This window comes from Thalassoglobus polymorphus, from assembly GCF_007744255.1.
In the GTDB taxonomy this organism is placed as follows: Bacteria; Planctomycetota; Planctomycetia; order Planctomycetales; family Planctomycetaceae; genus Thalassoglobus; species Thalassoglobus polymorphus.
On record NZ_CP036267.1, the window covers coordinates 5,180,788 to 5,200,085 of the forward strand.

The 19,298-nt window shown below is 49.8% G+C and carries 15 protein-coding genes and 1 pseudogene; 1 reads left to right on the plus strand and 15 read right to left on the minus strand.

Going from position 1 to position 19,298, the window contains the following annotated elements; all coding sequences use genetic code 11:
* Positions 1-32: 32 nt before the first annotated feature.
* Positions 33-440, minus strand: coding sequence for a YciI family protein (locus Mal48_RS18765; protein ID WP_145203213.1), 408 nt, complete (start codon positions 438-440; stop codon positions 33-35).
* A 123-nt stretch (positions 441-563) separates the two neighbouring features.
* Between Mal48_RS18765 and Mal48_RS18770 the strand changes: the two are divergent.
* A pseudogene (locus tag Mal48_RS18770) lies at positions 564-917 on the plus strand (VOC family protein).
* A gap of 107 nt (positions 918-1,024) precedes the next feature.
* Here the strand turns inward: Mal48_RS18770 and Mal48_RS18775 are convergent.
* From Mal48_RS18775 to Mal48_RS18840, 14 genes are all read right to left on the minus strand, one after another.
* A complete protein-coding gene (locus Mal48_RS18775; protein WP_145203215.1) occupies positions 1,025-2,296 on the minus strand; it encodes an RNA polymerase sigma factor in 1,272 nt (423 codons plus the stop codon).
* Positions 2,297-2,437: 141 nt separating this feature from the next.
* A complete protein-coding gene (locus tag Mal48_RS18780) occupies positions 2,438-3,385 on the minus strand; it encodes a heme-binding protein (protein ID WP_231739716.1) in 948 nt (315 codons plus the stop codon).
* A gap of 217 nt (positions 3,386-3,602) precedes the next feature.
* Entirely contained in the window at positions 3,603-4,103 is a 501-nt protein-coding gene (dps, locus tag Mal48_RS18785) for a DNA starvation/stationary phase protection protein Dps (protein ID WP_145203219.1), read from the minus strand.
* Positions 4,104-4,762: 659 nt separating this feature from the next.
* Positions 4,763-6,499, minus strand: a complete 1,737-nt coding sequence (locus tag Mal48_RS18790) for an HAD family hydrolase (protein ID WP_145203222.1) — start codon at positions 6,497-6,499, stop codon at positions 4,763-4,765.
* Positions 6,500-6,659: 160 nt separating this feature from the next.
* Positions 6,660-7,349 (minus strand): hypothetical protein, encoded by a 690-nt coding sequence (locus Mal48_RS18795; RefSeq protein WP_145203224.1) that lies wholly within the window; start codon positions 7,347-7,349, stop codon positions 6,660-6,662.
* A gap of 545 nt (positions 7,350-7,894) precedes the next feature.
* Positions 7,895-8,821, minus strand: a complete 927-nt coding sequence (locus Mal48_RS18800) for a universal stress protein (protein ID WP_145203226.1) — start codon at positions 8,819-8,821, stop codon at positions 7,895-7,897.
* Positions 8,822-9,389: 568 nt separating this feature from the next.
* On the minus strand, positions 9,390-9,752 hold the full coding sequence (locus Mal48_RS18805; protein ID WP_145203228.1) for an HPF/RaiA family ribosome-associated protein: 363 nt from the start codon (positions 9,750-9,752) through the stop codon (positions 9,390-9,392).
* Positions 9,753-9,828: 76 nt separating this feature from the next.
* Positions 9,829-10,245: a nucleoside diphosphate kinase regulator gene (gene rnk / locus Mal48_RS18810; protein ID WP_145203230.1), complete on the minus strand. Its 417-nt coding sequence runs from the start codon at positions 10,243-10,245 to the stop codon at positions 9,829-9,831.
* Between the two features lie 445 nt (positions 10,246-10,690).
* The gene (locus tag Mal48_RS18815) at positions 10,691-11,053 is read right to left on the minus strand and encodes a hypothetical protein (protein WP_145203232.1); all 363 of its coding nucleotides are present in this window, start codon (positions 11,051-11,053) and stop codon (positions 10,691-10,693) included.
* 107 nt (positions 11,054-11,160) lie between these two features.
* Entirely contained in the window at positions 11,161-12,561 is a 1,401-nt protein-coding gene (locus tag Mal48_RS18820; protein ID WP_145203234.1) for a sigma-54-dependent transcriptional regulator, read from the minus strand.
* On the minus strand, positions 12,554-13,762 hold the full coding sequence (locus Mal48_RS18825; RefSeq protein ID WP_145203236.1) for a PAS domain-containing sensor histidine kinase: 1,209 nt from the start codon (positions 13,760-13,762) through the stop codon (positions 12,554-12,556). The genes Mal48_RS18820 and Mal48_RS18825 overlap by 8 nt, the downstream gene beginning before the upstream one ends.
* 530 nt (positions 13,763-14,292) lie before the next feature.
* Complete coding sequence (locus Mal48_RS18830; protein ID WP_145203238.1) at positions 14,293-15,504, minus strand: hypothetical protein; 1,212 nt, start codon at positions 15,502-15,504, stop codon at positions 14,293-14,295.
* A gap of 131 nt (positions 15,505-15,635) precedes the next feature.
* Complete coding sequence (locus Mal48_RS18835) at positions 15,636-18,026, minus strand: ABC transporter permease subunit/CPBP intramembrane protease (RefSeq protein WP_145203240.1); 2,391 nt, start codon at positions 18,024-18,026, stop codon at positions 15,636-15,638.
* Positions 18,027-18,291: 265 nt separating this feature from the next.
* On the minus strand, positions 18,292-19,047 hold the full coding sequence (locus Mal48_RS18840) for an ATP-binding cassette domain-containing protein (protein ID WP_145203242.1): 756 nt from the start codon (positions 19,045-19,047) through the stop codon (positions 18,292-18,294).
* Positions 19,048-19,298 lie beyond the last annotated feature (251 nt).

Sequence of the window (19,298 nt, forward strand, 5' to 3'; positions counted from 1 at the left end):
TGCAATTTTATTCGAATCATCTTTCTCAGCAGTCATTCCTGAGAACGCTTCTCGTTTGCGAACGCTTTGTCCCGATCAGCGATTTGACTGTTAATTTCCTCAGCAGCGGGCCGAATTTCGAACGGCCCCATCTTCACACCAGGGTGATTCGACATCAGGCTCACTGCATGGTTGAGATCGCGAGCTTCGAGCAGCAGTATCCCACCGAGAATTTCTCTGGTTTCGGCATACGGACCGTCAGTCACATCGACCGAACCATCTTTCACACGCAACGTGACAGCATGGCGAGCTGAATCAAGAGCCTCACCACCAAGAAAGTGACCACCACGACGCAGTTCATCATCATAGTCAAAGCAGTCCTTCATGAGCCGTTGTCGTTCCTCGTCGGACAGATTGTCCCACTTCGCCTCCTCAATATATCCCAGACAAATAAATTTCATGTCGTTACCCTTTCTGAAATTTCATTTCCGCAGCCTATGCTGCTTCTTATCTAATTGTCGATTGGGATAAGACTAAATCGACAGGCTCTCGAACTTTTTCTCAGATTGACATATTCTCCGTCAATGAAAGTCAAACGAATCGTTGCCAATATCGAAACAGATCTGCTAGACGCTGCGAGGAGTTTCTACGCAGATGTTCTCGGCCTTGAAATTCTCATGGACCAGGGATGGATCACGACATTCGGTTCGCAAGAGACAATGCGGGTGCAAATCAACTTCGCCAGCGAAGGAGGATCTGGGACTCCCGTCCCTGATTTGTCGATCGAAGTCGACGACCTTGACGAGGCACTTAAAAATGTAGAAGAGGCCGGACTCCAACCAGAATATGGGCCGGTGAGTGAACCCTAGGGAGTCCGACGGTTCTATGTTCGTGACCCGTTGGGAAAGCTGATCAATATTTTGGTTCACATTGAGTGATCGAAATCGCTGGAACGAACCCAACACCGAGATTCACATTCGACCTCGTGGCAAGCAGCCTATGGAGTCCTAGTAACAGTTTTCACAGGTAAAACACCTTGGAACTGCTATTGAGAACTGGTCGTTGCAGAGGAAAGTTCGTTGAGCTTTCTATTCAGAATTTTTTTTTCAGGCTCTTGCTTAGTCAACGTCAGTGCGTTTTCGAATGCAGTTCTTGCGTCGGCGATTCTCCCAGAGCGGCGTAGCAATTCGCCGCGAGCAGAGTGGGCGAGATGGTAGTCTGTTAAATCGCCACGAGACAGAATTGTATCAATCAGCTGGACGCCAACTTCGGGACCGTCTCGCATGGCCATGGCAACCGCTCGATTCAACTCGACAATTGGAGTTGGAGCCGCCCTGAACAGCACGTCGTAGAGAGAGACAATTTGTGCCCAGTCCGTCGCTTCAGATGTTTTAGAACTGGCGTGAACTCCTGAGATTGCTGCCTGAATTGTGTAGGCGCCTATCCGACCTGTCGCCATGGCTTGCTCTACAAGCTGCAGCCCTTCATCGATCAATTCACGATTCCAAAGGCTACGGTTTTGATCTTCGAGTAGTACGATATCGCCTTCTGCCGTCGTACGTGCTGGTCGACGCGATTCATGCAACAACATCAACGCCAACAAGCCCATCACTTCTGCATCGGGAAGCAAATCGAGAATCAACCGGGCCAGACGAATCGCTTCTTCGGAGAGGTCCGCTCGGGTGAGATTATCGCCAGCTGAAGCTGAGTAGGCTTCGTTGAAAATGAGATAGACGACCGATAAAACTGCATCAAGACGTTCGGGAAGTTCAGTCAGCGAAGGGACGACATAGGGTATCCTGGCATCGCGAATCTTGGCTTTTCCACGGACGATCCGCTGTGCCATTGTCGGCGGCGTAACGAGAAAAGCGCTGGCGATTTCTTCAGTTGTCAGACCACAAACTTCCCGCAAAGTCAGGGGGATTTGCACACTCCGATCGATGGCTGGATGACAACATGTGAAGATCAATCGCAACCTGTCGTCTTGAATTTCGCTGACTGCGTTCGCTTCGTTCTCATCGCCAATTTCTTGCAGGCGTGCCATGATCTCGGGGAGTTGTCCCGCAAATCGCTGGCGTCTTCGAATCGCATCAATCGCTTTAAATCTCGCGGTCGAAATCAGCCACGCCCGCCGATTTTGAGGAACTCCATCACGTGGCCATTGAGACATTGCAACCGCAAACGCTTCGTGCAACATCTCTTCGGCAAGATCAAAGTCGCCAAGCAATCGAACAAGTGTCGCGAATGCCTGACGTGACTCTGCACGATAGACCTCGCTGATCAGTTCCTCAAAATTCTCCTGAGAGTCTTCTTCCATCGTCCTCTGACTTCACAGGCTGCTCACCATTTCTGAAATGACTCAGAGCAACTCTATTGTTAGTTTTTATACCTGCCTCGTTGGGAGCAGCCTATGGAGTCATTCAAGTCACCTTCACAGGCACAATTCGCACTGAATTCTTTAATCCATTGGTGACGCCCGCAAGAGCTGTTTCCCTTGACTGTCAAGCAATCTCAGAAGACCATTTTCATCAATTCGGTACTGCTTTACTTTGGGCAACAGTGCGAGGAATCTGGCCTCTTGATCCATTAAGGCTGGTGGCCCTGCGGCACGGGTTGTGGCTGGCCCCGGTTCAATTTTCAACTTTTGACCATCAATTTTTGCCTTACCCATGTAGCGATTCACTCCCGTACTTCCGGTTACCGATCCATCCTGATTGACCTGGATTGTTGTCTGAGCATTGTCGATGACGCCAGCCCCATTGAGATCTTCGACAAGCCATTTTTGGTAGAGCCACCTGGAATTGCTCGAACGCGATTCATCACTGGAGTTCTTGAATGCGGACGTGAGTGCCGAGACACCCGCCGATGCGACTTCCGCATCCTGTTCACCAGTCGCTCCGCCGACTCCGATCGCACCGATCACTTGATCACCATAAAGAATCGGCACGCCTCCTTTGAGCGTCGTAAACTTCCCGCCGCTGGCCCTCGCCGCTCTTTCAACCGCCAGGCTCAAATGAGTGTTGATGGCATCCGCGTTAGGTAACGGGCCGGTTGGTCCTCGTTTTGTCGCAGCTGATGTCGCCTTAGTGATCGAGGTATAAACGCTGGCTGGTCGAGCACCATCCATGCGGGCAAACGCCAACAGGTGTCCCCCCTCATCAACGACAGCAATATTCACGAGGATTCCCATCTCCTCAGCTTTTTTCCGACCTGCAACGATGGCCTTTTCAGCGCCCATCAATGTCAATTGCACCCGGTTCGTTCGCACGAGTTGTTGAGTCTCCACTTGAGACTCAACTTGAAAACTGTTGGACACCGGAGCATCCTGCGCAGAGAGGCTTGAGATTCCGATCAGGCATGTCATCGCCATCATCGAAAGTGCGCCGCTTGTCTTTGACACCAACACTTGAAGTTCCTTTTATGAGGTAATTTTCAGTCGTTTGTGATTACCAATTTATCAGATTCAGTCGTGACATCCACTCCGGTCATCGGTTGTGCGATATGCTTCCAGCCTGTCTTGGAAGAGACCAGGCAGAGCATCAAGAATCATCCTGAATTTACTCTATCGAGGCGTCTCGGACAGGCTGGGCAGCTTTCTTATCGAATTCTCACATGTGAATCTCTCACATGGATTGCAAGTGTGATTCGAGGAAGTAGAGGCTCTTATCAACTTCGCGAGTGATCTCGGTGAACAGGTCACAGGTGACGGCGTCGTTTAGATTCTCTGATTTATCAATCGCTATTCGTGACAGAGCGGCATACTCACCGAAGCGGTTTGCCATTGCGATCAAGAAGTCTTTGCCGTCAGTCAACTCAATTGGCAACTCCTCAATTCGTGAATTATTCGCTGCCATCCTCGCGGTTCCTTCTGCACGCCCGCCTAATGCTGTTGCTCGCTCGGCGATCATATCGGCATAACGGATAAAGTTTTCAGCGAGGTCATCGAAGAGCAAGTGCAGCTGCATGAAGTTCATGCCCTTCACGTTCCAGTGAGACTGCTTGACTTGGGTGTAAAGATCGAAAGTGTCAGCCAGATGCTGATTCAGCAGTTCGATCATCGACTCGCGGGTCTCTTCCGAGATGTCATTATGTGTTTGGTAATTCAAGCTGGTTACGGTACTCATCAATAAGTCTCCTTCAGTAAATGGTTTGAAATGTCTCTCCTACTAACGATCGCAATTTCCGTGCCGTCAAATCCGCTTCTATCCGCGAATTCTCAAAAGGGGTTTCTGTTTTGCCGCGTCAGGCTCTGACTTTTTTATGTCAGCACCATTTCTTCACCGGGACGGAAAGCACGAATACGCACTACGAAAATTCCCCGATTAATGTTCGAGATCTCCTTCGAGAATTCAGAGGCTCTCGTCGAACGCCCTCTCTACGAACTCGAGAAACGCGAGTCTCTTCGAGTTGTTCATCTTCCAAGTCATCTGAGTCGAAGCAACGGCCCCCTTCGTTTTCCCACCGTTCCAATTCCATCAAGGCAGCTTCCTTCAATTTTTCCTGTTCCATCTGAATACTCCTTCAGGTCAAAGTTTATTGAGCGTCCTTCGGTTTCGCACAATGCTAGAGCTGTTTGCTCTACCGTGTGCCCGTGAAGAACACATCTCTCTAGCAAAAATGCTGTTCGCCACGAGGCAGATCCTGCAAACCAATTCGAAAGATGCTCTAGAACCGCAAGCATCAACACGAGTTGGCAGCATCAATTCCAGTTGGCAGCATCAATATTTTTCACATCAACGTTTGCTGCATCATGCAATTGATGGCATCATCCATTGCGCTACTTTCAACGACTCTCGTACCGCTTCTCAACCGTCTCACTAAAACGGTTCATGAATCGTTCTACTAACCCATCTGCTTTCAATTCTGATTCGAGTTGCCGAATGTCGTTGGCAAGACTGTGATCACCAAACACGGTGGCGATCCAACGTGAAAAATCATGGTGGCAACAATGACCAAGTAGAACATCCGATGGGACATGCTTGGCAGCGACAGCCAGTTCTTGCAAAGTTGCCGCTGACTGTCCCACAGGCTCTCCCTGGTTTGTAAAGACGAATTCCTCTTCCTTTGAGACAGGAATTTCGTAGTACTTTGTACGATGACGCACATGAGCGGTCAGCCGAGGGGCCACAATGAAGCGACGCAGTTGTCCGTTTGTCTCCTCTGTCGGAGGGAGTAACGCAGCTTCGCTGATATTCAGACTGGCGAGTTCCTCGTACCAGTCGTGCGAGTCGACATAGTGATCACTCTTTTGATCCAGAAGATCACGCAGGACATCGACTTCATCCTGTTCTGCAAGACGTGTCACTGCGATCACATCAATTTCTTTGAGCACCTCAATCGGTAATTGCGATGGTCGGTATGTCACCAACATGTAACCATCAAGCTGAAAGTCCAACAAACGCCGCCCGAGCGCACCACCGAGAAAGTAGTGACACTCATCGAGCATGATTCGATGGGGGAACCCGCGTTCCCGCCGGTGTTGGGCAACCAGCGGAAGGTGATGCTCGATGTACTCACACTTTGCCCCATGATCCAGATGAGACAAATTCAAAACAACGTTGATCCCCTGTTGCAGTAACATTTTTAAATCGTCTCCGTGTGGCAGCATACGACCACCACCAAGCACAACGGTATTCGGCAGTAATGCCAGGCTGCTGTAATCACCTTCGGGATCAAAGACATGAACGGTGTATCCCTGAAGTATCTGCTGCTCGACCAGCATTCCTGCAAGCCACGACTTGCCACTGAAAGAGTCACCAGCAACCAGGATGTTGCGACTCCGAATCTGTATCTCAAACGGTGGTTGCCCCTCGACCTCTTCGAGCACCACCTTGCGATGGCTGGACGACTCTGCAGGAATACGAATGTCTACGCAAATCTGTTCGAGATAATCCGCGACGGCATCCGGGCCATCGCCGACAATCACATCGTCGGCAGCTTCCTTAAGTCGAGACGATCCCCATGAGACGGCAACACCATGTTCGCAAACTGCTAACAGTTCGTGATCATTTTCTGCATCTCCAATCCCGACAGCGTTGTGAAGGGACACTCCCAAGGTGTCCAGAAGATGACGCAACCCACTCGACTTACTGATCGACGCAGGCAATAGCATCATTCGCCCTCGGTTGAAAGTAATCGCCAACGGAAGTTCCAGTTCACGAATGAGCGAAATCGCAATATCCGCGAACTCGGCCTCCATTTCGACGACGCAACGCCCCACTTTAAAGTCGAGTCCTCGCTTCGTCAGTTTTTCAATAAGACACATTGGGGGAGGAGTTCCAAGCAGCGTGATGTGTCCACTCGGAAGTGCAACGACTGCACCATTTTCGGCAACGACTCCATCGACAAAATCAAGACTACCTGCAACGCTTCGCAGCTCAGAAAGAATCCGTCCAGTGACGATCACCACGAGCAGACCCTGTTTGCGAGCCTTCGCAATTGCAGCACGGACAGCCGGGCTTAACACTCCATCTTTGGCAACTGTTCCGTCATAGTCGGTCGCAATCACTCGAAGTCTCATTACAGGCTCCTTAGACGATTAAAGCATTCTCGATGCTTGCTGTGCCCGCAAAGATCACTCTCACGATTCATGACCTGCCTGCTACGAGGCAGCATGCGAACCCCAAACTTGGATAGACTCGAAATCTCCCCTTCTTCAGTCTATGTGAACATCTCGGGAATCACTTTGTCTGCCCACGCGAAAACAGACGAGGATTGCGGGCAATGAATCGTTGAATTCCCCGGTCGATGATCGATTCATAACCGCGAACCATATAGATGTAGCCAACCACCGAGACGATCAACGCTCCAATTGCGTCGACGATTAAATCAATCATCGTGTCAGTCAGCCCAGACGGATCACCCCACATCGGTTTTTGCATATTCATTCCGAAGTATTGATCCATCGTGAATTCAAAAATCTCCCAAATGGCCCCGACCGATAGTGCAAAACAGAATGCAAAGAAAGCGACAAAACCGGGTCGCATTTGCAGGTCAATTTGTGGTGTCTCATTCAAGACATAAATCAGCAATACTCCCAACACCCCCAGCAGCCCACCAGAAGTGCCATGGAGCGCGATGTCCCACCACCAGAACGTATTATAGTAATCACGAACTTCACCAAGGAAGAGTGACGCAATAATGAATGCAATCGTCAAGACTTCGAACTCAGGCGGGACATGCACATCAGCTCGACGAGCCAGGATTGCGGGCAAGTATGTCAAAAGCAGAATTCCAGAGGCAATGACAACATTGCCCCATAACTGTTCGGCCGCTTCCACTCCAATGCCAACGACAAGGAACAGACGCAACAGGATCGTCAGACGTCGCTGGATGCGGTCATAATTCGAATTGTGAGGTAATTTCTCCATAACATTAACAAAGCTTTTCTAGAACACTTACGTGCATCCTGTGTCCGCGATTGAGCGCCTTGTCATTTGCCACGAGACAGGGCTGCTACACCTTTACCAAAACCGCGCTAGTAGGGCTGAACAGACTCTTTCTCGTACTGGACGGAGGACGTCCTGGTAAAAAACATTCTACACGAAAACAAGAAAGATCATTCTGTTTTAAAGCAATTTCTATGCCTGTGTGTTCCAGGCTTGGCGTGCCGGTGAGATCCACTTTCATGAATTCTCGAACGGCCTGCCACGAGAGCATCTTTCGAATTGAAGTTCATGTCCTGCCTCGTGGCGAACAACAACTTCATCAGAGAAACACGTTCTTCGCAGAAGCACGGAAGAGCAAACTGCTCAAACAGGACGTAGAGACCAATCTCGGACTTACTCTTGAACCAGTCCGAAAGCCTCTGGAGCAGCCACTTTCCTCAACGTTTGAGAGAGCAATTTCACGTTTCAGGATCAGTTTTAACACTGTAAAAAATGGTGTTTCGAGGCACATTCCTGTTCGGCACAAATCACCCGCCTCGTGCCGAAGACTGCCCAACCTGAGACTCTTGTTCTCGAAACAATTTCGAGTCTTCGACCTCATTCACTGGCACAGTGAGCACGCTGCAGCGTGCTTCCCGAATAACACTTCGGCTCACACTGCCCAAGCTGTCTCGCTTTCCGAGCAGCACCAAATCTGTTTCTAAATAATTTGCACGCTGTACAACTTGCTCCGACGGAATCCCCTGAGCAGTTTCCAAGGTGACATCGAATCCGCTGAGCTCGTCCTCGATCAACTCGATAAACCGGGACTCAACCGAGAGGGACTGAAGATTCTTCAGGATTTCCTTAAAATGAGGCCTCTTCCCCAAAGCAGATTCAGAGAAATCGTGCGATGACTCATAAACATGAAGTAAACGGTACGAAGGGCGGCAGTCATCGTTTAACCACGTCATCGCTGGGGTGATGGCAAACGAATGATCGTAAAAATCATGCGGCACCAAAACTGTCTGAGGTCTGAATGAATCGCTCTCCGCTGTGCGACGAAACAGCAGAACGGGCACCGATGAGTCCCGAACGATTCGATCAGCGAAGCTTCCGAGAACCATTTTGGAAAGCGACGTCCGCCCGCGCGGGGAGATCACAACTAAATCAATGTTGAGCTCCTGCTCAATTGCTCTTTGGCGGGTCCGTGTCCAACGACTTCGCTGTAAGTTCGTACGAACATCAACGTTCGAAAACAGAGAATGATTCCGAACCTCTTCGGCGAGTGCCACTTCGAGCGTGTCGAACAAAGTCTCTTGCGACGCCTGCGAAAGCACGCTCGGAATCGCTCCAGAGAAATGGACGAGGTGGAGAGTCGCCTGATGTCTTTCTGCCAACTCAGCAGCACACCCATAAGCTTTGCGAGCATGATCCGAAAAGTCGGTTGTCAGGATAATCTGATTCAGGTTCATGGATCACTTTCTTCGAGTAGTCGATGTCTTCACCGGCCCGAATAGGTGATGTAAAACTAGCTGGTTTGACAGCCAGCACTGAACTGCCAGCGCTGAATAGCCAGCACTGAATAGAACTGATCCTGAAAGCTGAACTTGCCTTCTCATACACTAAGGAAGGCGAACATTTCATTCGTTTCTGGACTGATTCTAATTCATGTCCTTGTGGATTCGTTCCAGAAGCAACTCTTCACTAAGACTCGCCGGCAAGGGGATTCCCTTTCGGCGACTGGCCTAAGGCCTTGGATCAATTTGCTGCTTGAACGGTTCTTTACTTCTTGAATTACGACTGTGACTTCCGGAAAATTCATGGCGACGCAAGCTTCATCACGACGTGAAACGACCGCTTCCGCACTGAATTTTCTAAGGCCACTACTCTCTCGCCACTTGAGCTAACACTTCACCAGAGCGAAATTGAGTGAACACAAAATGAAGCGGGTCACGGGTTCAATGCCGTGACCCACTCGTGTCACTTGCAGTCAACTATTGAGAGACTTCTAAAGGAAAAAGGTAACATGAGAAGACGTCGTTAACTCGAAGAGAGTTCTAACTCAGGCTCATGCCGATCTTTCGTTTGACGCATCCGCAAAGCCTTCGGACGCTTCAGTTTCGTCACGACAATGCGGCGTACTTTATCTGCTGCCTGCGTGAAGGCTGTCCATCGATTTTCATGCGTCGAAGTTGCGACAACCTCTCCAAAACGAGGCATCACCAAACTGATACGGCATTGCTGATCGACTCCCCCACGAGGGCCATTCTCATCGGTCAGTGTAATCGTCACGCTGGAAATTCGATTCGAAAATCGATCCAGTGTTTTGGCGATATGGTTAAGAGCTGAGTCTTGGAAGTGATGACGTTTTGCTTCGATTGGAGCATTGACGTTAATCTTCATTAAAACTCTCCTTTGATGAGAAGGGAAAAATTTGATCACGACCCGTTAATGATTCCAGGTCGGATCATGAAACTATTTAAGCGGTCACTCCGTCGCGTTCGGGTTGAAAAACTAATTCATCGATACGAACAGAGATCGTCCCGCTTGGGACCTGCCACCGAACAAGATCGCCAACTCGGTAACCAAGAATTGCGGTTCCGATCGGGGCAAGTACTGAAAGTTTGTCCTCTGCGATATTTGCTTCTTTAGGATAGACGAGAGTGTAAGTGTCAACTTCTTTGGTCCGCGTGTCGCGCAATCTCACAGTTGAATTCATCGTGACGACATCAGGAGGAATTTCCTTCGGTGCAACAATCTCCGCGACGTTCAATTCGTCTTTCAACGATTGAAGGTAGGGCTTATCACTGAATGCGGCTGCGAACTTACTGAAGAAAAGGTTCCTCAATCGTTCGTGATCTTCTTTGCTGATAATGATTTTTCGTTTGGCAGCCATGCGAATACTCCTGCCTACATTGTTGTAATTGGAATCAAAAAGAACTCTGAAATAAGAAATGCGATAGTGAAAGCACAGGGCCAAAAGAGCCAACCTGAGCAAGAACCTCCACATCGACGACTTGAACTCAACACTTAAAATGCAAATGTGACTTCAAAGTCATCTGTCACAGACGAAGGTCTTTTTGTTCTACTTCTTCTTCCCGGCTGATGTTGGCTGGAAAGCAGGTTCGCAGAACGGACTCGCTTCGATCTGAAAATGCACGACGTGCGAATCAGGCTTGAAAACATGTAGTGTTGAAGACATGGTTTTCCTCGCTGCTGGTTGTCATACCAGTACATAATGCAACAAGTGGACCAAAAGACTCGACGCCGTTGAAATTTCATTCAAGAGGGTCGAAACACTCAAATTCCCAGAGGAATCACAGTTTTCGGCACGAAAACCTTCAGGAGGCCCGAACCCTGGAGGCCGCATCGGTCAACTCAGAATGACCCCTGTCGCCCGGAGTTGACGCTGGCTCACCAGTCTGTTCTGGCTGCGGATGTGCAATCGAGAAGCTGACGGGGTTTCCCTCAACCTGCAGTTGAAGTTGCGTTTCAGAAAAAAGTCGTTGCTTGCTGCCGAGCTGTTTTAACGCTTGAATCGCCAGTTGAATTCCGTAGTAGCTGCGGGCATTTCCCTGAACAATCATGCAGTCATCAGCCAAGTCGAGCGTCACTCCGCGAACCAGCCCGTTTGTCTCATGATGAATCGTTCTGCCAAAAGAATTGAGAAGTTCGTTGCGGTCGCTCCATTGATCGAGAGACATGTTTTCCATCCTTGTCATAAAGAGTTGTGTTATCATCACAACCTCTTGACTAGGCAAACTCGATGCCGCTTTGCACCAATTTCAAATGGAATCTTCCGATCAGGTTTTCACTTCCGAAATGTTGCAGCGTCAAGTCCGTGTCGACTCAGCAATTTGTGCATTCCCTGACGTGACAATCCTGCTTGACGGGCTGCTTGCGACACATTCCCGCCGTGCTTTTCGAGCAGAACCGTCAAGTAAGTATGATCAGCGTTGTCGAGAGCTTCCTCACGAGAAATTTCCGCGAGAACAGAAACAGACCTGAATGCGTTTCCCGCCGTCTCGCGGACCTGTTTCGGTAAGTCTGTCAGTTGAACGGTTTCTGTTCGGGTTAAGGCGACTGCTCGTTCGAGAACGTTACGAAGCTCACGAATGTTGCCTGGCCATTCATAGCGAAGAAAACAGGCCACAACTTCATCGGAGAAACCGGTAATCCGTCTCTCACCTTCCTGGAAGTCCCTTAAAAAACGCTCCGCTAACAACATGACGTCCTCACCACGTTCCCGCAGTGGTGGTAAATCAAGGTGGAGCACTCCCAGCCGATAGAAGAGATCTTGTCGAAATCGCCCTGCGTTGACTTCTTCAAGTAAATCGCGATTTGTCGCACTGATGTAACGAGTATTCACTCTCCGCAATTCGTTCTTCCCGACAGGCGTAAACGCTTGCTCCTGCACGGCACGTAAAAGCTTCGCCTGAGAGGCCATCGGCAACTCGCCGAGTTCATCAAAGAACGCAGTCCCGCGATCACTTCGGCTCAGCAAGCCTTCCTGATCTTTCACTGCACCAGTAAACGCCCCTTTGGCGTGACCAAACAAGACAGACTCAAAGAGCGACTCTGGAATGGCGGTGCAATCGATAATCTGGAAGTTATGGGCGCCTCGCCGACTGTGATTATGGATCGCCTGAGCAATGACCTCCTTGCCTGTGCCGCTTTCTCCGGTAATCAAGACATTTGTGTCAGTCTGGGCGACACGGTCAACAATCTCCAAGACTTCCTGCATCGGCTCGCTGCGACCGATGATCTCCGGGAATTTGGCTGACAAATCCTCGTGACTCGATTCAGACCTTGGAGCTGGGGGAGTCTCTACCACTGGCTGGGCAAGCACGCGACGAACGCTCGCCAACAGGTCTTCATACTTCACCGGCTTCAGAAGATAATCAGCGATGCCAAGCCGTACACTCTCAATCGCTGTCGGTAAGGAGGGTACGCCTGTAATGACGATGAGTGGAATATCCGGCCATTGCATCCGCCCCTGCTGCAACAACTCGAGCTTTAAATTGCCTGGCATGTTCAGGTCAGAGAGAATCAGATCGAACGACTCGCGGCGAAGCCTCTCCATGGCTGCATTTCCGTCTGGCACACAAACACATTCATAACCTGCCTGACGTAACAACTGACCAGTTGTTCGCAAATAGAGTGGTTCGTCGTCAGCGATGAGAATTCGCTTCACTTTGTGTTGATCATTCATTGCTTAAAACCCGACGTGGTACCGAGACCGTCACACAAGCACCATCCTTATTGTTATTACAGATTGTAATTGTGCCCCCCATCGCCTCTGCCAGGCTTCGCGAGACTGACAACCCCAACCCCATCCCCTCACGAGTCCCCGTTTTAGTGCTGTAGAAGGGTTCAAACATTTTCGTGATCACTTCACTCGAAACCCCTTCGCCTTCGTCCTTGACGGCCACGACTGCGCCGGTGCGGGATGTGGAAACTTCCACTTGAACGGAACCGCCCCGTGGGGTTGCCTGAATTGCGTTTCGAACGACGTTTAACAATATCTGCTTCAGTTCACCTTCCCGCAGGATGACCTCAGTCGACTCCAGCTCCCCGGATTTGATGCAATCTTGAGTTGTGGATGTGACTTGCACGTCTGCTTTCTTTGCCAATGGCTGCACGAGGACCACAACATCTGCCACGGTGCGACGCAAATCAAACTGTCTGGGCGACTGCTGACTCGGACGGTAAAGCTGATACATTTGATGAGTAATGGAACTGATTCTCTCAATTTCTCCATCAATCAATTCAAGCAACTCATAGTCTTCATCATCAGGGGAAAGGTGACTTTTGAACAGTGCGAACGCATTGCGAATGCCGGCCAGCGGATTGTTCACCTCATGGGCGACTCCTGCTGCCATTTGCCCCAGAGCGGCCAGTTTTTCCATCTTCAGCCGTTGCTCTTCTAATTGAGCGATCTTGACTGTCCGCTCTTGAACAAGCTGCTCCAGATGTTGATTATAAAGTCGCAATTCTTCGCGCAGGCGGTGACGTTCTGTGACATCTCGCACACTGGCACGATAACCAAGATGCCGTCCCGACTGATCATACATCGGCTGCCATGACACACTGGCCCAGCGGCTGGAGCCGTCACGGTGAGCAACCTGAAACTCCACATCGTTGCCACTTCCGCCAGCGATTGCATCTCGCTGTACCTCTGCAATTTTGTCGCGATCTTCAACAGCGATGAGCGGCAATGGATAATTTTTCATCGCCAGGCATTCATCTGGAGAATACCCGGAGATTCTTTCCACTGAAGTATTGACCCACAACAATTTGCCATCGGGCTGATGCCAACTCTCCCAATCGTATGTGTAATCCGCGATCGCTCGAAACACGAGGTAATCGAGCTCTTCGTTCCCGAGTGGATCATATGGAGGCAGTGGTGGCATACGCTGCATCATATCACAGATAAATCGCTTTTTCTCTAAGGGAACATGACAGGATCGAAAGAAAAATTGGCAGCACTATGTGCAGTACATCAGTCAACTTTTCCTTCGCACAAAGCAACTCTTCAAAAACTCCCTGAAATGAGGAATTTCATCAGTGTTGAAAGTGAAAGCTTAGATATTTGGACCGCTTCTCCACGGTCGCAAAAACATGGAAGTGCTCTGAAATTGAGAAGCAATGTTTGTGCCGCAACATGAACGAATTGGATTCCAGTCACATCACCCAAAATCGGTCCCCAGCAGGTGACAGGTGTCGCTTTCTGGCGACGCCATTTTGAAACACCTTGAGCAGCGACAATCTCTGAACGAAACTGCACCCCCTGCAAAAAAAACCACAATCACTGATCAAGAATCGAAAGAGAAAGACTTCAAAATCAGTCAGAATTGATCGGATGCTCTACTTCGTAGCAAGCAACCGATGAAGCCATGCAGGCGATCTTCACCGACACGTAAAGCTTGGAGGCAAAGATGTCTTAAAGTGCATCACCTTCACTGGCGTCCAAACTGCCGCGAATTGGATCACGGACGTGATTTGCTCGCCAGCTTTTCCAGAGAAGAAGCGCCTTTTCCCTGTCCTGATCAGAAGCGAACCGGGCAGAGTTGGCATAATAAAGATAGCCACTCTTGGGGCGCAACTCGTTGAAGCCGTACTTTTTGGGATCTTGCTTTGTCACATACAGCAAAGCGGCGAGCGCAACGTCACGAATTTGGACAGTCGTCGCTGAATTCTTGAAGCTTCCAGGAAGTTGCGCACTGTCCGAAAGCAACTTCTCCAATTCTTCGATGACATCCTTCCCGCCATACTTCGCCAGATAAAAAATCGAATTCCCGGTATGAATCGCAGATGCCCGCAACTGATGTCGACGTGAGATTCCATCTCGCGCAGCTTCCATCCCAGCATCGAGATCAAAGGTCACAGCATCGCTGAGGAGTTGAATGGGAGAGGTGTGACGGTTCTTGCGAATCCAGATTCCAATCAAACCTTTCAAAACGTCGCTACTTCGTGAACGTAACGCTGCGTCGCGAAAAGTCGCGTCGCTGATCAACATTGTAATGACAGAACTGGCATTCCCGCTCGGCCTGTTCTCCGGGTGACACGCAAGAAAAAGCAAAGCAGCAATCGAACCGGGTTGGATTTGAAGGCTCTGTCTTTGATGCGAAAACGCCTGAAGGTCACTACAACGCTTTTCAAACTGGCTTTGCCAGCCCGGTGCCGAAACAGCGAGCATTAAATCCGTTTCGCTATTCAAGATTTGAACATATAACTCGCGCGCGTCCTCGCCGTCACCCAGCATTTGATGGAACTCTTCCCAACCGGGAGCCAGTCCCTCTGGGACGATCCACGGGTTTGCGCGCAGTTCCTGCTGCCGATCTGCGAAAGCTCCCCGCCTGAGGAGTTTCATCAATCGAAGTGTTCGGTATCGAATTTCTGGATCGGACGATTTCGTCCCTTCGACGATTGCCGAATAAGATCGATATCCTAAATCAAGAAGTTCTTGTTCAGCCTGAAGCCGCGAAAGGAAACTGGGGTTCCCAAGTTGATTGACGAGTCGCTTGGGAGTCTTCTCAGCATCCGCGAAAGCAGCAGTTTGATGAAGTACAACGACTGCGCAAAACAGCCCGACCCAGTTCACGCAGAACCTGGGACAGAATCGTGTCGCGGAGATCGAGAAAGAAGTGTTCACAGTTCCATCATCGATTGCTAATCATTCTCTGACAACCCCAACGCAGCTGATAATTGATTGAAGATTTGATTCAACAATTAAGAAAGTGGTCCGTCAACAAGAACGAAACCTTTGCTGCGACGATGGTGAGATCAATTTGAAGCTTCTATCACATGTGAATTTGCTGACGGAGTCAACTCTGAAGCCCCCGGCGACTCATCCCCCAGTTTCACAAGCCAGTACAGAATGCCCGCCGAGACCACGCCGCAAACAGCGAGGAACACCGGGTTAAATGTCATCGTGTCGACACCTTCCGCCGTCTTGGAGAATGTCACAAGATACCGCGTGAAGCCGTCTTGCAGCGTCTCAATTTCCAATTGTGAAGCAAAGACTTGCGTCCCATTAAAAATCGCATGGAAAATGATACAGGGAATCAAACTCTGGCTGCGCACTGCCAGCAATCCCAACGCCAGTCCTAACAGGGAAGCATTGAATTGTTGTTTTGGAATCATATGGATGACACCAAACAGAATCGCTGAGATGACAATCGGTAGCCATTTATGTCGTGAACGCTGAAACCCGCTGAGGATGAATCCACGGAAAGCCAATTCTTCACACACCGCCGGAGCAATGGCGAATGTGGCAAACGACAACCACAACGGAACCTCAGACATCGCTGCCATCATTTGTTCTGCGCCTGCAGGAATTGGCGGAAAAAATCGGTCAAGCCTCGAGAGCAACTCCATCGCCAACGGTTGCAACGAAAGCGGAAGAACCACAGCCACACCGAGCATCTTCCAACTTGGAAGTTTAAGCTTCAAACTTCGCAGGGGCATTTTCGTCAGCAAGATCGCCATCAACACTGGCGGAACTCCAACTGTCGCAATCAAGTAAATTAATTGCACAACCACCATGCCATTCGCATCACCGAGTAAATTCGGATTCGACTGCATCGAAGTGAGAAACACAAATTGCAACATCGCAATCAGCACGAAACAAACGCCTGCTTCCGTAAAGCTGGGCGTATCTTCTTTATCACGGAGTAAGTGCTTGATCCACAATCCGAGTTCGAATCGCTCTGCTTCGCGAAACAGAATTCCTTCACTTTGAAACTGCTCAATCGCCCACCAGAGCGCAAGTGCGCTATATGCAAAACTGGTCACGAGCACCGGGACAGCATACATCCAGACGACACTCGAAGTTGCACCGCCGAGCAGCAACGCTTTCAGCAACAACGCCGGACCAACAACCGGCAAGACGCTGTAATAAGGAGTCAATTCAATTGACGGGTTCAAACAGAACATCGTCAGCCCCATCGTCACCATCAGCAGCGGAGTCAGATAGTACTGACCTTCTTTGCTACTCTTCGCAAACATCGCCAACGAGAGACTCATGGCGCTGAACAATGCAGAGAGCGGAACTGCCAGCAGGATAACCCACATCAGTGAGAGCATTGGAGGGAAAGAAAGATCTCCAATGGCCGAGGCATTCGCACTGCCGACGGCTGTCAGCATGTGCTGCCCCGTGAACCCCATACTGGCGAGGTTCAACAACGCTGTCGAAATACTAAACAGCATGACCGTCAGGAACTTTCCGAGTACGATCTCTGTTCGAGTCGCTGGCGAGATCAACAACGTCTCCATCGTCCCACGCTCTTTTTCGCCTGCTCCTAAATCAATCGCCGGATAAAACGCTCCGGTGACAGACATAATCACCAACAATGCCGGAAAAATCTTACTCCAGACGTTAGCTGCGATTTCATCTGCTTCGACGAGATCCACTAATGTCGACTGCACTGGATCTGGCAAACTCGCAGGCAGCGAAGCAGAGTCCAACCGCTGTGCCAGCAAGACTGCTTCCCACTCCCGCAGCGCCTGCTTGACTCGCTGATAGGCGATTTCCGACTTTTCATCGGCACTGTTGTGCAAGATAATCGCACGTGGCCCTGGCTCTAGATCAAACTCGCCAGCTGCCAGTTTTTTATTCCCGGTTTCATAATGTTCACGAAACCCTTCGGGGAAAATCACAAGAACCTGAGCTGGACTTTTCGAAAACCACGAGGTCACTTTCTTTCGCAAAGCGATTTCCCGCTCTGTCAATTCCTTCTGCCGCTCTTTTGACTCGACCAGCGAGTAGATTTCATCCTGAACATCGGCCAGCTCAAGAACCGTGGCACGTTCGATTTCAATTCGCTTCATGAAATCTCGAAACGCACTTCGCGTCTTCTCATCGAGATTCGCAGTGCTCAATGAATCGGGAGCATCGGTGATTACACGAAGTTTGTCGGCATCTTCTGAATAGTTAAAGAAGTCGGAAACGATACGATGGTCCTTGACCAGATCTGGCGGCGGAATTTCGTCAGCCCCGATGATCACAACGTTTCGTGTCTGTTCGGTGAACGTCACCGTCATCTGCACCATTCCGATTCCCAATGCGGGATACAGCAGCAATGGGAGCACAGCGACCATGAACAAGGTTCGACGATCTCGCAATTGATCGCGAACTTCACGCAGGAAAATCAGTTTGATGTTCGTCCAGTTCATGGAAAATGTATTCGCTCTTTAATTTTCAGAAAGAGTTGCGATTGGCAATTTATCGGGGCGATGTGAGGTGCACGCAACGATGAATGTGTTCAAGCCCAGAGTCTGGAGGACGCTGTCGGTGCAATCGCTCATCAATGTTTTCTGTTTGGGTGGAAATCCGATCAAGAGTTTTCAAACTCTCTGTCTCTCCGCCATAAATTTATTCTGCGTCAGTCAGGTCAGGTCAGGTCAGGTCAGGTCAGTGATCACTTAGGCCAGCGATCAGTCAGGTCAGTGAAAGTTTCTCTTTATGTTCGCGGATCAGTTCGAAGAAGACCTCTTCGATGTCGGGGCGATTGTATTCGTCGATCAATTCCTGAACGGTCCCAGTGTCAAGGATTTCACCTTTATGGATGATAGCCACGCGGTCGCACAGCTTCTCAACTTCTCTCATGATGTGGGTCGAAAAGATAATACATTTGCCAGCATCACGCAGGTTTGCGACTGCTTCGAGAACGGCCCGCGCCACTAACACGTCCAGACCAGATGTCGGTTCATCAAAAATCAGAACCGGTGGATCGTGAACAATCGTCCGGGCAATCGAAACTTTCTGTTTCATTCCGGTCGACATCTTCGACCCCAGAATATCGCGGATTTCATTCATCTGCAGAGTATCGAAGATCTCATCAATACGAACCTGGAGCCGCTCTTCTTCAATACCGTATAAGCGACCGTAGTATTCCACCATTTCGCGAGCTGTCATGCGGTCATAAATACCGGTGTTGCATGACATAAAGCCAATGTTCGCGCGGACCGATTCTGGAAAGCGAGCAACATCGTAGCCAGCGACTAATGCTTGACCAGATGTCGGTTTCAGAACTGTACTCAAGATTCGCAGGCACGTTGTTTTGCCCGCACCGTTCGGACCGAGCAGTCCGAAAATCTCTCCCGGCTTTACTTCAAAGGAGACATTCTTCACCGCCGCAACGGGACCTCGTTTGAGATCAGTGAACTCCTTTGTCAGATCTTGAACAAGAATCATGTCTACTTCATCATTGCGAGAGGACTACCGAGATGCTGTATCGGAACTATTTCACTTCCAAACCGATTCCGACAGTATCTCATACACCCTGAAACGTTGCCAAGCAGGTTTCGACTTGGAAGGAACCGAAAATTCGAACCGAGCAACCATCGCTCTCTGCACGAGACCCGCAGATCACGCAGAGCCCCTACACTCCGCACAATCACCACAAGACAACAACAACTCTCTCCTCAGTATGACTTTCTCCCGCT

What these genes read in the sequence shown, in the direction of transcription:
- Mal48_RS18840 (WP_145203242.1), bottom strand. Translation starts at nt 19,047, where the DNA reads ATGATTCTTGTTCAAGATCTGACAAAGGAGTTCACTGATCTCAAACGA.
- Mal48_RS18805 (WP_145203228.1), bottom strand. Translation starts at nt 9,752, where the DNA reads ATGAAGATTAACGTCAATGCTCCAATCGAAGCAAAACGTCATCACTTC.
- rnk (WP_145203230.1), bottom strand. Translation starts at nt 10,245, where the DNA reads ATGGCTGCCAAACGAAAAATCATTATCAGCAAAGAAGATCACGAACGA.
- Mal48_RS18815 (WP_145203232.1), bottom strand. Translation starts at nt 11,053, where the DNA reads ATGTCTCTCGATCAATGGAGCGACCGCAACGAACTTCTCAATTCTTTT.
- Mal48_RS18765 (WP_145203213.1), bottom strand. Translation starts at nt 440, where the DNA reads ATGAAATTTATTTGTCTGGGATATATTGAGGAGGCGAAGTGGGACAAT.
- Mal48_RS18820 (WP_145203234.1), bottom strand. Translation starts at nt 12,561, where the DNA reads ATGAATGATCAACACAAAGTGAAGCGAATTCTCATCGCTGACGACGAA.
- Mal48_RS18790 (WP_145203222.1), bottom strand. Translation starts at nt 6,499, where the DNA reads ATGAGACTTCGAGTGATTGCGACCGACTATGACGGAACAGTTGCCAAA.
- Mal48_RS18775 (WP_145203215.1), bottom strand. Translation starts at nt 2,296, where the DNA reads ATGGAAGAAGACTCTCAGGAGAATTTTGAGGAACTGATCAGCGAGGTC.
- Mal48_RS18825 (WP_145203236.1), bottom strand. Translation starts at nt 13,762, where the DNA reads ATGCCACCACTGCCTCCATATGATCCACTCGGGAACGAAGAGCTCGAT.
- Mal48_RS18835 (WP_145203240.1), bottom strand. Translation starts at nt 18,026, where the DNA reads ATGAACTGGACGAACATCAAACTGATTTTCCTGCGTGAAGTTCGCGAT.
- Mal48_RS18800 (WP_145203226.1), bottom strand. Translation starts at nt 8,821, where the DNA reads ATGAACCTGAATCAGATTATCCTGACAACCGACTTTTCGGATCATGCT.
- dps (WP_145203219.1), bottom strand. Translation starts at nt 4,103, where the DNA reads ATGAGTACCGTAACCAGCTTGAATTACCAAACACATAATGACATCTCG.
- Mal48_RS18795 (WP_145203224.1), bottom strand. Translation starts at nt 7,349, where the DNA reads ATGGAGAAATTACCTCACAATTCGAATTATGACCGCATCCAGCGACGT.